General features: G+C 37.2%; 11 protein-coding genes and 3 pseudogenes. 4 read left to right on the top strand and 10 right to left on the bottom strand.

Translation table 11 applies throughout. The features are described from left to right. The first annotated feature begins 6 nt into the window (after positions 1 to 6). The 3 genes and pseudogenes from hutG to F928_RS22425 all read left to right on the top strand — a co-directional run. Positions 7 to 927 (top strand): formimidoylglutamase, encoded by a 921-nt coding sequence (gene hutG, locus F928_RS18385; protein WP_002119201.1) that lies wholly within the window; start codon positions 7 to 9, stop codon positions 925 to 927. A gap of 94 nt (positions 928 to 1,021) precedes the next feature. After that, positions 1,022 to 1,445 (top strand): annotated as a pseudogene (locus F928_RS22685) (glutamate racemase); the annotation flags it as partial. A 53-nt stretch (positions 1,446 to 1,498) separates the two neighbouring features. Further along, positions 1,499 to 2,285, top strand: a pseudogene (locus F928_RS22425) (IS3 family transposase); the annotation flags it as partial. 83 nt (positions 2,286 to 2,368) lie between these two features. On the opposite strand, the gene F928_RS18370 reads toward F928_RS22425, so the two are convergent. Genes F928_RS18370 through F928_RS18360 form a run of 3 tightly spaced genes read right to left on the bottom strand, consistent with a single transcriptional unit; the run spans position 2,369 to position 5,532 of the window. Beyond that, a complete protein-coding gene (locus F928_RS18370) occupies positions 2,369 to 2,854 on the bottom strand; it encodes a GNAT family N-acetyltransferase (RefSeq protein WP_005078744.1) in 486 nt (161 codons plus the stop codon). Next, positions 2,851 to 4,815 (bottom strand): carbamoyltransferase C-terminal domain-containing protein, encoded by a 1,965-nt coding sequence (locus F928_RS18365; protein WP_005078742.1) that lies wholly within the window; start codon positions 4,813 to 4,815, stop codon positions 2,851 to 2,853. The genes F928_RS18370 and F928_RS18365 overlap by 4 nt, the downstream gene beginning before the upstream one ends. Before the next feature lie 6 nt (positions 4,816 to 4,821). Further along, a complete protein-coding gene (locus F928_RS18360) occupies positions 4,822 to 5,532 on the bottom strand; it encodes a hypothetical protein (RefSeq protein WP_005078738.1) in 711 nt (236 codons plus the stop codon). 720 nt (positions 5,533 to 6,252) lie between these two features. Between F928_RS18360 and F928_RS18355 the strand changes: the two are divergent. Beyond that, positions 6,253 to 6,547, top strand: a pseudogene (locus tag F928_RS18355) (hypothetical protein). 243 nt (positions 6,548 to 6,790) lie between these two features. On the opposite strand, the gene glmS reads toward F928_RS18355, so the two are convergent. From glmS to ribBA, 7 genes are read right to left on the bottom strand one after another with little or no spacing between them, the layout of a single operon-like run. Further along, on the bottom strand, positions 6,791 to 8,629 hold the full coding sequence (glmS, locus tag F928_RS18350; RefSeq protein ID WP_002119170.1) for a glutamine--fructose-6-phosphate transaminase (isomerizing): 1,839 nt from the start codon (positions 8,627 to 8,629) through the stop codon (positions 6,791 to 6,793). Positions 8,630 to 8,641: 12 nt separating this feature from the next. Continuing rightward, positions 8,642 to 10,006 (bottom strand): bifunctional UDP-N-acetylglucosamine diphosphorylase/glucosamine-1-phosphate N-acetyltransferase GlmU, encoded by a 1,365-nt coding sequence (glmU, locus tag F928_RS18345; protein ID WP_005078732.1) that lies wholly within the window; start codon positions 10,004 to 10,006, stop codon positions 8,642 to 8,644. 8 nt (positions 10,007 to 10,014) lie between these two features. Continuing rightward, positions 10,015 to 10,548, bottom strand: coding sequence for a phosphatidylglycerophosphatase A family protein (locus F928_RS18340; RefSeq protein WP_002119121.1), 534 nt, complete (start codon positions 10,546 to 10,548; stop codon positions 10,015 to 10,017). Further along, a complete protein-coding gene (thiL, locus tag F928_RS18335; RefSeq protein WP_002119231.1) occupies positions 10,526 to 11,443 on the bottom strand; it encodes a thiamine-phosphate kinase in 918 nt (305 codons plus the stop codon). The genes F928_RS18340 and thiL overlap by 23 nt, the downstream gene beginning before the upstream one ends. Positions 11,444 to 11,459: 16 nt before the next feature. Continuing rightward, positions 11,460 to 11,909: a transcription antitermination factor NusB gene (gene nusB / locus F928_RS18330; protein ID WP_002119137.1), complete on the bottom strand. Its 450-nt coding sequence runs from the start codon at positions 11,907 to 11,909 to the stop codon at positions 11,460 to 11,462. A gap of 3 nt (positions 11,910 to 11,912) precedes the next feature. Then, a complete protein-coding gene (gene ribE / locus F928_RS18325) occupies positions 11,913 to 12,383 on the bottom strand; it encodes a 6,7-dimethyl-8-ribityllumazine synthase (protein ID WP_002119264.1) in 471 nt (156 codons plus the stop codon). 11 nt (positions 12,384 to 12,394) lie between these two features. Continuing rightward, complete coding sequence (gene ribBA, locus F928_RS18320) at positions 12,395 to 13,516, bottom strand: bifunctional 3,4-dihydroxy-2-butanone-4-phosphate synthase/GTP cyclohydrolase II (protein ID WP_002119278.1); 1,122 nt, start codon at positions 13,514 to 13,516, stop codon at positions 12,395 to 12,397. Positions 13,517 to 13,550: the final 34 nt, after the last annotated feature.

Here is a 13,550-nt window from a genome sequence, read left to right as displayed (position 1 = left end):
TGGCATATGAATCACACATTTAAATGGCAAGGCCGCCATGATGGCGAAGGTGAAGCACACCAACGTATTCACCATATCATGAACAAAAACCAACATGCCGAATTTGCGCTGATTGGTTTTAGTTCTGATGAAGGCGTGAAACGTAACAAAGGCCGAGTCGGTGCTGCCGATGCGCCAGACGCAATCCGTAATCAGCTTGCTAACTTACCGATTCATCGCCCAGTCAGTATTGTCGATTTGGGTACAGTGACCTGTGAATATGACAATTTAGAGCAAGCACAAACCGAGTTGGCAGAACAAGTCGCAAACAGCTTACAAAATGGTTTGAAACCGATTGTATTGGGCGGTGGACACGAAGTCGCATTTGGTAGCTTTAGCGGTCTGTTCCAATATGTACAAGCCCACGCACCAGATAAAAAAATAGGCATTATTAATTTCGATGCCCATTTTGATTTGCGTGAAGCTGAACATGCCACCTCTGGAACACCATTTTTACAAGCAGCAAGGCTTTCAGAACAGCATCAAAAACAATTTAATTATTTATGTATTGGGGTCGCCAACCATGCCAATACTAAAGTTTTGTTTGATACAGCCGATGCGCTGAATTGTTCATATTTAAGAGATCATGAGGTTAATATTTTTAACCTAAACAACGTGCTCGCGGCGGTTGATGCTTTTATTGAAAAAGTAGACTGTTTGTACATTACGATTGATTTAGATGTCTTCGCGGCTGCGGTTGCACCGGGGGTCAGTGCGCCAGCCGTAAAAGGAATTGATTTAGCCACTTTTGAAGCAATTTTTAAGCATATTCAAGAGACTGGCAAAATCAAACTTTTAGATATTGCCGAGTGCAATCCAAAATTTGATTTGGACAATCGAACAGCAAAACTGGCTGCCTATATTGTTTATCAATACTTCTTTAATTAATAAGTTAAAGAATATACTTTTAAGTCAGGTTTTTACTTAAGGCCTGACTGAAAAGAGTGTAAAAATAATGAACTAGAAGAATAGCCTGATAGGAATGATTGATTCTGGTCTAGGAGGATTGTCTCTATTTATTAAGCATATTCGGCAGACCCTTCCGAATGAAGATATTATTTCCTTTGCAGACTCGAAATATATTCCCTATGGGGATAAAAATAGCGATTGAAACGATTAGAGCGCAAAATTAGTATTCCACTTATTGCTATAGAACCTGCGGTAAAACCAGCTGTAGGAATAACCTTAAGTAAATATATTATTGTTTTGGCAACTGAAACCACCGTTAAAGGAAAAATTTAGAAAATTTAATTGAAACTTACGCAAAAGATATCAAAGTGTCTTTACTGCCATGTATTGGTCTGGCCGAAAAAATTGAAAATACCAAAGCATACACTGCTGAAGTTAAAAGCTATTTAAAAAATATTTTGGATTTTCTGTTAGGACGAAAGGTTGATATGATCCTAGCCAAAATAATGGACACAAAGTCCCTCTAAAGCTAACTATGGAGATATAAGAAATGGCGAAACGCTTTAGCACTGAATTTAAGCAACAAGCGATAGAGTATGTGCTGGCAAATTCACATGAACCATTAGCTGCCATAGCTAGGAAGTTGGGTGTGGGTTATTAAACGCTAGATAAACGGGTACGTGATACGTGAAATAAAAGTGGCTGGTGCCAGCAAACGACAACTAACACCAGAGCAACAACGTATTCTGGATTTAGAAAAAGAAGTCAAACAGCTTAGTGAAGCGAATGATATTCTAAAAAAACGCATGTGTACTTTCTGACCGCAGATCAAACTTCGAAAAGTACACGGTAATTGCGGATTTAACGATGAATAAGAAAGTCACTATCTCTTCAGCCTGTAGATGTTTAGCTGTCAGCGCTGCTGGTTATTATGCTTGGCGCAAGCGACGAGTTGATAATGCTCAGAAATATAAGGATTTAAAAGCAGTATATTAGCAACCTCATGCTCGTTTGGGCGCACCGTCATTGGTTTATGACATGCATGATCTGGGCTACAGCATGAGTGAACGTATGGTAGGAAGAATGCTTAAGCATCTTGGGTTATGCAGTAAGATTTCATGCAAATATAAGCATACGACAGATTCAAATCATCGTTTGCATACAACTCCCAATTTATTGGATCGCCAATTTACAGCCACAAAACCGAATCGGGTTCGGGTATAGACAACAGACATTACATATATTTGGATCAAAGAAGGTTAGTTGTATTTATGTGTGATGCTGGATCTATTTAGCCGTCGTATTGTAGGAGGCAAACCAGCCATAGAATAGACCAATTTAAGGTCTATGAGGACACTAATTTGCCATCACACGATACGACGAATGAAAAGTGCTTTTGTAAAAAAGGCACTTTGTCGAATTATTTTATTTGTTTTCTATAAACATAATCATTATCTTCTTCATGAGTTTTTATAAAACCTGATTTCTCGAGAATTTTTATAGAAAATATGTTTCTAGGATCAACATAACCTTCTAGGTACTGCACATTATCTTTTTCTTTTAAAAAATTTTCAAGCCATTGCAAAGCAGAATATCCATAACCTTGGTTCCAATATTTTTTATAAATTACATAACCTACATAAGCTTTTTTTTCATTTTTTAATACTGTAGCTTGAATTGTACCAATTGGGTAATTTTTATGAAAGTCACTATATATTATCCAGTTCATCCACTCTTCGTTCGGATTATGAGATCCATCTATTAAAGATTGATACCTATTTCTCAATTGTTGTATATTCTCATACTTAACATCTGGAATATACAAATATAATTCATCATCCTGCAGGTAATTAAAAGTATTTTCTGCATCACTGATACTCAATAAAAATACATTTAAACTATTCATGATAAAACCTCATTAATTAAAAAAAATTTATATATAAATAGATTATATAATTCAAAATGAAGATTTGAATTTTTATCATCAAATAATTTGTCATTAAAATTTAATGGTTGATTAAACAAAAATAATCTTTTTAGAGGCTCTTCTTTAATTATTAAAGAAATATCATTTAAGCTTAGAATGAGATCATCATTTAAATTGAGGGATCCATCATTAAACTTTTTAAGTATAAAAATATTATTATTAATTCTATATTTATTATCTCTTATTGCTTCGGTGAAATAATTGTTTCTTTCGACTAAGTAGTTATCTATTAATAAATAATCAACATCAAATTTTTTTAGATACCAATCTATTGCTTGATTATAATTTTCTATAATAGGCTCATCTGGACCATTGAAAGATGTGTTAACTAATACGCCAAACCCTGTTATTTCTTTAAATTTTGTTATTAAATCATATAACCAAGGATCATCTTCATAATCTAGCGTTTGGCATCTTGTCGTATTATCTGGATGTTCTAAAGCTGGCATTTTTCTTAGATTACTATCAGATATATTATATGAGAACGTCATCCAAGAGCTATTTAAGGGACCGTGAAAGATATTTCCTATTTCTTCTTTTAGAATAATAGGTGCAACTGGTCTCCATGACTGTCTCTTCTTTATTTTGTTTAATTTGTTTTTTGTACTATCCAATAGTGGAGAGGCCAATATACTTCGTCCACCAAGTGCTCTTGGGCCAAACTCTGAGCGACCTGAACAACGAGCAAATATTTTCCCATCGAATATTAATTTTGCTACTTCATGGGTATTCGTTTTTTTGAATGAAATGAAATTTTTATGCTCTTTATTTAAAATATCTATATCTAGTTCATATTTGATGCCAAGCCTATCCGTTGTAACTTTGTTAACTTGATCTTTAAGTTTAACTGCACCCCAAAATGCACAACCAATTGATATTCCAGCATCATTTGGCGCACTTGGTAAACTAACACTATCGAAAAAACTACTGTTATAGATTTTAGAATTAGCTAAAATATTAAGAAAAGAGCCGCCTGCTAATGCGATATCCTTTAAACCTGTTAATTCTGATGCTTTCTTTGCATAATGTAAAAGTATATTTTCTGCAGCATTTTGACAACTATCTGCCAAATAAAATTTAGTTTCATCTGTTAATGTAAATTGATCATTATTATTTGAGGGTAATTTATATAGCATCTGTTGCCAATTATTATGATATATGATTTCTCCATCTTCTTCTTCAAAAATTTTTATTAATTCTTTACGTTTGTTATAGGCTGCTAGGGCCATCAAGGAGCCATGTTGTCCCTCTTTATTAAAAATTAATCTACTAACATTTTCATATAAGGCTCCAACACTTTGAATTATTGAAAAGTTATTAGGGTGAGGAATTTGGCTTTCTCTATATTTTAAATCAAAGTATTCACCTAATTTAATTTTATAAATACTTAAATTTTCAGATTTAAGTTTGACTGGTTTTTTACATTTAATTGTTGAATTATACCATTCCGAAAACTTCATTTCATAATCTTTTAATTCTTCAGTAGCTGATCCAGCATAATCAGATACTAATACACAAATTTCTTTTTTAGGTGCATAACTTGAAGCACAATAAGCATGAGCTAAATGATGTGAAATAACGTAATGATTATTTGAATAGGGATCAAAATCATCAAAATCCTCTTCTATAACCGAATGCTGAAATCCTACACCTCCTCTTGCAGTACCCTGAAAAGAAGACACAATAATATCAACTTGTTCGATTGAAAATCCAAAAGATTCTAAAAAATTCTTTATTTCTAGTCTCTTTGATAAACCATGACAAACGAAGTTTTTTATTCTGGTTATTCGTTCTAATCGTGTAGCTGCTATAAGCGTACCATCTTGAACTAATGCTAATGAAGCATGATGTCCTAAATGAATTCCTAATGATAGTCCCATTATTATTTATCCTCTAGGAGTAAATCCAATTGTTAAAATTCCAATTGACTCATTAACAGATAGTTGTGATCTTCCATGTACTATGGAATCACCATAAGTAATCATTATTTCTCCAGGCTTGAAATAATATTTTCTCATTTTTTCTCCATTAATATCAAATGCATATAAGAAAGAATTTTTATTTCCCACTGCTTCATGCCATAGATTTATATTTACATTTATCGAGAAACTCGTTGTATCTACATGCGCAGCCAATCCTTCTCCAACTTTCTCATAAAATAAATAGCTTGCTATTCCTGTTGGAGTTGATTGCGTAGTATAAGTAGTGACAAGTTCATTTAGCTCATTTGACAATGCAATTCTATCTGCAATAGTTCCTCCTAATCTTAAATAATGTCCAATTTGTTTAATTGCTCTTGGTCGTACTTCATTTTTTGCTTCATTAATAAGCTGATTTAGCAATTTATCAGTCATGAAGCTAGGTCTTCCAAAGTAATTAACCCCGGTTTCAGAAATTTTATTATGATTTTGAATTCTTGAGATCAAATATGCATAATCTTTGAATAAGGATAGTTCTTCATTATTCTTTGGTAATACTCCATTTGGACATATTTCCTGGATAGCCATAGATAAACTTCCTCTTAATAAGGCTAACTCCTTAGAGTTAAGTTTATCTTTAATTTTTAAAATTGATTCAGCAAAACTTTCAATTACCATTTAATATCTCCAAATTTTTTAATGGGAAGCCATAGGACATAATGCATACTTCCTCTCCTTCCTTTAAAGTAGTTCTTGCATGTACAGTTGTTTTTGCCCAAAATATTATATAGTCACCTGGTTTTAAATTTAATTCTATGGGATCTGATAACATTGGATATAAAATTAATTTTGATGAATCATTTATATTGTAATTATGCTTTAGCATAATAATCATGTTTATACAGAAATCTTCAATATCTATATGTGGATATGCTAATTCACCTTCATTATAAAAATTATAATTACTATTAACCTTTCCATTAAATTTTATTTTATTTTCTTTGAAAATTGTTTTGATAAAATTTTGAAAACTACTGCTATTAAAAAATTTTTTTGACTCAGAACTAGCAATATTCCATCTATGTGCTTTTTTAGGAACAGTTAGACAGTTTTTTTTAATAATTCCGCCTCTTCACTTAAATATTGTGGTAGGACTCCATTTTTAAGGAGTTGGCCATGCCATTATTCAAACTCATTTTCTTTCACAATTAATTATTTTATTTAAAATTTGGATTTTCTATATCCTGATTTTTTAAATATATAAATTATTTTTATTTTATAATCTTAATTATTTTGTTTTCCTGTTTTTGTGGGAGGATTAATTATTATTTAAAAAATTATTTTAATATTTAAACGAATAATATTTTATTTAAAGATATAAATAATCATGAGAATAATATGAAACTTCATAAATTTATATTGTTTTTAAACCTTGTGGTCGGTGCTTACAGTATTACAAATGATGATGCGAACGCTCAGCAGGAATTTAAAAGAATTTGTTTGTCAGATGAACACATGCAAGCCAGTTGCAATTGTGTTTGCCAACAGCTCGCGCAACTGTATTCACCTCAAATCGTGCAACGTTTAAAACACACCAGTTTGCAAAGTCCTGTTCTCCCACAGGGCTTTGCCCCTAACTTGTTTAGCAGCATTCAACGCTGCGATAAAAATGAAATGGGCTAAGTTCGCTTAGCTCCTTTATCTCTGTGTCGCAATGATCTCTCAAACTTTAAATCAGCGCAAAAGTAAAAGTCCGTTGTGACACAGGGTCCTAGGGAAGTTTTCTACTATCAAACTAGATTTTCTTACACGCAAAAGCGTCTGCGTAGTCGTATGAACGCAATAAAAAAGCCCGATAGGCAATTAATGCATATCGGGCTTCCTAATCAACAGAAGCGATCTAGACCCCTTATGGCATAGATAGTATGTCTGATTATTATTCTACAGTTACTGACTTCGCCAAGTTACGTGGCTGGTCAACGTCTGTACCACGTAATACAGCAACGTGATACGACAACAACTGAACTGGTACGCTATAAACAATTGGAGCTAGCCATTCGTTTACTGCTGGAATATGCACAACGTGTTGACGTTCTTTTTCATTGATTCCGCTATTTTCATCAGCGAAAACAAATAGCTCACCACCACGTGCTTGAACTTCTTCCATATTCGATTTTAGCTTATCAAGCATTTCATCATTTGGAGCAAGAATCACGATCGGCATTTCATTATCAACAAGTGCTAATGGACCGTGTTTTAACTCACCAGCTGCATAGCCTTCGGCATGAATATATGAAATTTCTTTTAGCTTTAATGCGCCTTCCAATGCGATTGGATAATTCGTACCACGGCCTAAGAATAAGCAGTGATTTTTTTCAACGAATAATTCAGACAAACGCAAAATTTCTGGATCATACTTAAGCGTATCAAGAATAACTTTCGGGCTGTGCCATAACTCACGTGTAATTTCTTCAAGCAGAGCAGGGCTAATACGTTGTTTCACTTGACCAATTTTCAAGATTAACAACATAAGTGCAGCAAGCTGAGTCGTAAACGCTTTAGTTGAAGCAACACCAATTTCAGGACCAGCAAGCGTCAATAAGTGATGATCAGTTTCACGAACCATTGAAGACGTCGCAACGTTACAGATAGTCAAAGTCTGAATATCTATATTGTTTGCTTTAGCACGTTTTTGAGTTTCACGTAGTGCAGCTAAAGTATCAGCAGTTTCACCTGACTGTGAAATACAAATATAAAGTGTATTTTCAACAATTACAGGAGTGCGATAGCGGAATTCACTTGCGATTTCAACTTGGCAAGGCACGCCAATCAGTTGCTCAAACCAATATTTAGCAATCATTCCTGAGTGATAACTTGTACCACACGCAATGATTTGTACGCTTTGAATTTTATTGAAATCTGCATCAGCATTTTTCAAGAAATCATCACGTAAGCTATTGCCATCAAGCGCTTGAGAAATTGTTTGCTTGATTGCTTCTGGTTGCTCATAAATTTCTTTGAGCATGTAGTGTTTGTATTCACCTTTTGATGCACTACTTACGGTTGCATCAAGCTCTCGTACTGGACGCTCAACGCGTTCGCCATTTGCAAATACTTCAATTGAAGTACGAGTAAGACGTGCAATATCACCTTCTTCTAGGTACATAAAGCGGTTAGTTACAGGCAAAAGTGCAAGTTGGTCTGAACTAATAAAGTTTTCACCAATACCTACACCAATCACGAGTGGTGAACCTTCACGTACAGTAATGAGTTCATCTGGATAATCGCTGTGGATAATACCTAGCGCGTAAGCACCTTTAAGCTGAGGTACAACAGTTTCAACAGCTTCTAAAAGGCTATCTGTACTTTTTAATGCTTCAGCAACTAAGTGTGCAACAACTTCAGTATCTGTTTGAGAAGTAAAAACGTAACCTAAAGTTTGAAGGTCGTCTTTTAATTCTTGGTAGTTTTCAATGATACCGTTATGTACTACAGCGACCTTACCAGACATATGCGGGTGAGCATTGTTTTCAGTTGGTTTACCATGTGTTGCCCAACGGGTATGCGCAATCCCGATAGCCCCCGCAAGTTGGTGTTCAGCGACAGCTTCTGCAAGATTGATAACTTTACCTACACGACGCTCACGTAAAATTTGTTGGTTATTCAGTAAAGCAACACCCGCAGAATCATAACCGCGGTATTCAAGACGTTTTAAACCTTCAAGTAAAATCTCGGTTACACAACGTTGTGCAACGCCTCCGACGATACCACACATACTTCAATCCTCTTATTTTTTAACCTTTTGGGGACGTTGATAATTTGCTTTTGAAATTTGTTGTGCACGTTCAAAGGAGAGACTTTGCTCGGCTACATCTTTCGTAATCACAGAACCAGCACCAACTGTTGCGCCACTCCCAATGGTCACCGGAGCAACCAGCGAGCTATTAGAACCGATAAAAACGGCATCACCAATAGTGGTTTTGTGTTTATTTGCACCGTCGTAATTACAAGTAATCGTACCTGCCCCAATATTTGATTCAGCACCGATTTCTGCATCACCTAAATAGGTGAAATGGTTAGCTTTACTACCCAATCCAATCGTTGTATTTTTAACTTCAACAAAGTTGCCGATATGTACTTCATTTGCCAATTTAGCGCCTGGGCGTAAGCGTGCAAATGGTCCAATTTGAGCATTTTCGCCTACAACTGCGCCATCAAAAATGCTATAGGCTTGAACTTTAGTTCCGGCTGCAATTTTGGTGTTCTTTAAAATACAACCAGCCCCGATTTCTACAAAATCGCCCAGTTCACAGTCACCTTCAATAATCACATTTACGTCAATACGAACGTCATGTCCAACTTTCACAGAACCGCGTAAGTCAAAGCGTGCAGGGTCTGCAAAAGTTACGCCTTGTTGCATAAGCTCTTTTGCTTGCTGTTGCTGGAACTCACGTTCAAGTGCAGCAAGTTGTAAGCGATCATTGACGCCTTCAACTTCGAAAGCGAGTTCTGGTTGAATAGATGCGATTTCTAGACCATCTGCAACAGCCATTGCTACGATATCAGTTAGATAATATTCGCCTTGCGCATTTTCATTTGAAAGTTTAGGCAACCACTCATGAAGTTTTGCGTTGCTAACACAGTAAATGCCTGTGTTGATTTCTTGAATCTGACGCTGAGCTTCTGTTGCATCTTTATGCTCAACAATCGCTTGAATCTTACCTTCTTGACGAACGATACGACCATAACCTGTTGGGTTGTCGACATGTAAAGTAATCATGCCAATGCCCGTTTTACTTGAAACTTCAACAAGTTGCTCTAGTGTTGTTTGACGTACTAAAGGTACATCACCATAAAGAATTAATGAAATCCCGTCTTTAGGAAGTACGGGTAAAGTCATTTGTACCGCATGACCTGTACCTAGTTGTTCTGCTTGTTCAACCCATTGAATCTTTTCTTGTGCAAAAGTTTGTTTGACGTGGCCACCACCATGTCCATAAATCGTAATAATATTTTCTGCATGTATTTTTTTTGCTGTTTGAATGACATGTCCTAGTAGCGGGCGACCAGCTAAAGGTTGCAATACTTTAGGTAGTTGTGAACGCATTCGCGTTCCTTTGCCTGCAGCAAGGATAATGACGGTAGTTGACATGAGTAAACCTACTTAAATGGCGTTACGCCCCAGAAAGTAATAAATATGATGATACAGAGTGCCGCCCAAAGCCCTGCAATGACGTCGTCTAGCATGATCCCGAAACCACCAGCAACTTTCTGGTCGGCAACACGGATTGGCCAAGGTTTCCAAACATCAAATAGGCGGAATAAGCAAAAACCAATTAGTGCCCATTGTAACGACATTATATTAAAAAAGATTAAAGGCAGAAGAGTAATTGATTGTCCTGCAAATTCATCCCAAACAATTCGCCCATCATCATGAACATCAAGGACTTTTGCAGTTTGACCACAAATATAAATTCCCACCAATGACATGATGAGGATAGCGATCAAGCTTAAGTTAAAGCCAAGTGATAACCAGATTGGAACAAAAAGTAGGGCAAAGGCAGAGCCAAAAGTACCGGGAGCTTTAGGTGCGAGACCAGATCCGAAACCAACTCCACAGAAAACGATGCAGCGGTTGAACCAAGACATGTCCTTAAAATGAATCGGTGGCTTATGCAAAGTGTTGGTATCCATGAATTTGCAATGGGTAATCTGAACCCAAATGCTCAAAAGTTAGTTGTGTTTGCTCAACGATCTCTCCGATCATTGTAATCTTAATGTCTAGTTGTTTTTGCAAAAGTTTTTCATAATTTTGCGGTGTTATTGTAAAACATAACTCGTAATCATCACCACCAGCTAGCGCATATTGCCAGCGCTGTTGTTCGGGTAGTTCTTGTAGTGTTGAATCAATTGGTAATTTTTCTAAAAGTAACCGAGCACCGACCTTTGAAGCTTTTAAAATGTGACCTAAATCTTGTGCTAATCCATCAGAAATATCAATCATACTAGATGCTAATCCCTTCAGCTGTTGTCCAAGCTGACAACGTGGTGTCGGGTAGTCTAGTCTTTTTTGTAATGGATGACCTAGGTGCTGTAAACCATACGCTGCATCACCAACTTGACCACTCACACAAACATAGTCACCGACTTTGGCACCTGAACGTAACACGGCTTGTCCGGTTTCAACCCAGCCCATGGCTGTGACAGTAATGGTGAGATGAGGGCCTTGAGTCGTGTCTCCGCCAATAAGAGCAACCCCAAATTGATTACAGCAGTCATAGATACCCTGACTGAATCCTTCAAGCCATTCATGATCAATTGTGGGTAGGCTGAGCGCAAGTAAAATACTATGCGGTTTTGCCCCCATGGCAGCAATATCTGAAAGATTGACAGCTACGCTTTTCCAGCCAATCGCATGGGCAGAAGTATCAAGAGGGAAGTGACGTCCAGCAACGAGTGTATCTGCACAGATCACCAATTGTTGGTTTACGGGAGGGGTAATTAAGGCTGAGTCATCTCCAATACCCAAGGTGACATCTGTATAAGATTGTCTGTTAAAGTATTGGTCAATAATAGAAAACTCAGCCATATCAACTTCAAACCTATTAGTTTGCTTGTTGTTTTTCAGCACTACGTAGTGTTGAACTTAAACGATCTAGAACGCCATTAATGTATTTATGGCTATCTGCTCCACCAAAGTGTTTAGCGAGTTCAATAGCTTCATCTAGAACGACACGGTAAGGTACTTCTAAATGATCACGTAACTCGTAAGCACCCAAGCGTAATGTTGCTAGCTCTACACCATCAAGTGCACTAAGTTCACGGTCAAGTACCGGAATAAGTAATGCATCAAGATCTTCGTGCTGTGCAATCACTTGTGTTAGCAGTTCGTGATAGTAGTTTAAGTCTACCTTGTGCATTGCATTTTCAGCACGGGTGCGTGCTTCGATTTCATGTACAGGGTTGTGACTCATTTGCCACTCATAAATACCTTGTACAGCAAAACGACGTGCTTTACGTTTTGCTGCATAAGCGGCTTGCAGTGTTTGAGACATGCTTTAAATTGCCTTTAATAAATTAACCATTTCAATAGCAGTCAATGCAGCTTCGCTACCTTTGTTTCCTGCTTTTGTACCTGAACGTTCGATGGCTTGCTCGATGCTATCAGTAGTTAATACACCATTGATGACAGGCAAGCTGCTTTCTAACGCAACTACACCTAAACCTTTTGCACATTCACCTGCAACGAAGTCAAAGTGTGGTGTGCTACCACGAATAACTGCGCCAAGTGCGATAATGGCATCAAACTGGTTTGATGTAGCTAATTTTTTAGCAACAATCGGGAGTTCCCATGCGCCAGGAGCATGAATAACAGTAATGTTATCTTCATTTACACCGTGACGTTTTAATGTGTCGATTGCACCATCCAATAAGTGTTCAACAACAAAGCTGTTGAAACGACCCACTAAAATCGCATAACGACCTTCGCTTGCGAGATGTAATAAACCTTCAATACGGCGAATTGCCATAGCAACCTCGATTATTTCGTTGTGATTTGATCAGCAGTGACATATTCCACTACTTCTAAATTAAAGCCAGATAAAGCATTGAAACGTAATGGTGAGCTAAGAAGCTTCATTTTTTCAACACCTAAATCACGCAAAATTTGAGCACCGACACCAATAGTTTGATATTGATGTGAAAGTGCTGCATTGGATTTCACCGGTTTTGGCTTATTTAAATCATCCAACGCTGGTCCCAAGTCTTGCAAATGATCTTGTCCGATCCAGACTAAAACACCGCGATCACTCGCTGCAATCGTCTGTAGGGCACGGTCTAAATTCCACGCAGGTTCACCATCAGCTTTATTTAGCTTAAGCAAATCGCGAATTGGACTAAAACCATGCACACGTACTGTAGTAACACCTTCTTTTGGCTCGCCTTTAACTAAAGCCAAATGAATGTCCGGGTTACCAATCTCACGATAACGATAAAGTTCAAATGAACCGTATTCTGTTTGAATGGTTTTTTGATCCAGACGTTCAACCGTTTGCTCATTGGTCATGCGGTAGTGAATCAAGTCCGCAATTGTACCAATTTTTAAGCCATGCTTCTCAGCAAAAATTTCCAAATCTGCACGGCGTGCCATTGTGCCATCTTCATTGATGATTTCACAAATGACAGAAGCTGGTTCAAGCCCTGCTAAACGTGCTAAATCACAACCTGCTTCGGTATGGCCTGCACGATGTAAAACACCGCCTGGTTGTGCCATTAACGGGAAAATATGGCCCGGCTGTACGATATCAGTTGGTTTTGCATGCGCTGCGACAGCAGCTTGAATAGTATGTGCACGCTCTGCTGCTGAAATACCCGTGGTAATCCCTTCGGCAGCTTCAATTGATAAGGTAAAGTTTGTACTGTGCTGAGCACCATTTTGGTCAACCATCAACGGAAGGTTTAACTGTTTACAGCGCTCACGGCTTAGCGTTAGGCAAACTAGACCACGTGCATGGGTAATCATGAAGTTAATATCTTCAGGACGAACATGCGTTGCTGCAATGACAAGATCACCTTCATTTTCGCGATCTTCGTCATCCATCAAGATAACCATTTTGCCTGCACGAATATCGGCGACAAGATCTTCAACACGACTCAGCGGCATTCGCTTTCACCTTTTTTTGTCGTAAGACAATTTC

Origin of the sequence: Acinetobacter pittii ATCC 19004 = CIP 70.29, from assembly GCF_000369045.1 — a bacterium.
Lineage (GTDB): Bacteria > Pseudomonadota > Gammaproteobacteria > Pseudomonadales > Moraxellaceae > Acinetobacter > Acinetobacter pittii.
This window is presented reverse-complemented; position numbering and strand designations above follow the sequence as displayed.

What these genes read in the sequence shown, in the direction of transcription:
- hutG (WP_002119201.1), top strand. Translation starts at nt 7, where the DNA reads ATGAATCACACATTTAAATGGCAAGGCCGCCATGATGGCGAAGGTGAA.
- F928_RS18370 (WP_005078744.1), bottom strand. Translation starts at nt 2,854, where the DNA reads ATGAATAGTTTAAATGTATTTTTATTGAGTATCAGTGATGCAGAAAAT.
- F928_RS18365 (WP_005078742.1), bottom strand. Translation starts at nt 4,815, where the DNA reads ATGGGACTATCATTAGGAATTCATTTAGGACATCATGCTTCATTAGCA.
- F928_RS18360 (WP_005078738.1), bottom strand. Translation starts at nt 5,532, where the DNA reads ATGGTAATTGAAAGTTTTGCTGAATCAATTTTAAAAATTAAAGATAAA.
- glmS (WP_002119170.1), bottom strand. Translation starts at nt 8,629, where the DNA reads ATGTGTGGTATCGTCGGAGGCGTTGCACAACGTTGTGTAACCGAGATT.
- glmU (WP_005078732.1), bottom strand. Translation starts at nt 10,006, where the DNA reads ATGTCAACTACCGTCATTATCCTTGCTGCAGGCAAAGGAACGCGAATG.
- F928_RS18340 (WP_002119121.1), bottom strand. Translation starts at nt 10,548, where the DNA reads ATGGATACCAACACTTTGCATAAGCCACCGATTCATTTTAAGGACATG.
- thiL (WP_002119231.1), bottom strand. Translation starts at nt 11,443, where the DNA reads ATGGCTGAGTTTTCTATTATTGACCAATACTTTAACAGACAATCTTAT.
- nusB (WP_002119137.1), bottom strand. Translation starts at nt 11,909, where the DNA reads ATGTCTCAAACACTGCAAGCCGCTTATGCAGCAAAACGTAAAGCACGT.
- ribE (WP_002119264.1), bottom strand. Translation starts at nt 12,383, where the DNA reads ATGGCAATTCGCCGTATTGAAGGTTTATTACATCTCGCAAGCGAAGGT.
- ribBA (WP_002119278.1), bottom strand. Translation starts at nt 13,516, where the DNA reads ATGCCGCTGAGTCGTGTTGAAGATCTTGTCGCCGATATTCGTGCAGGC.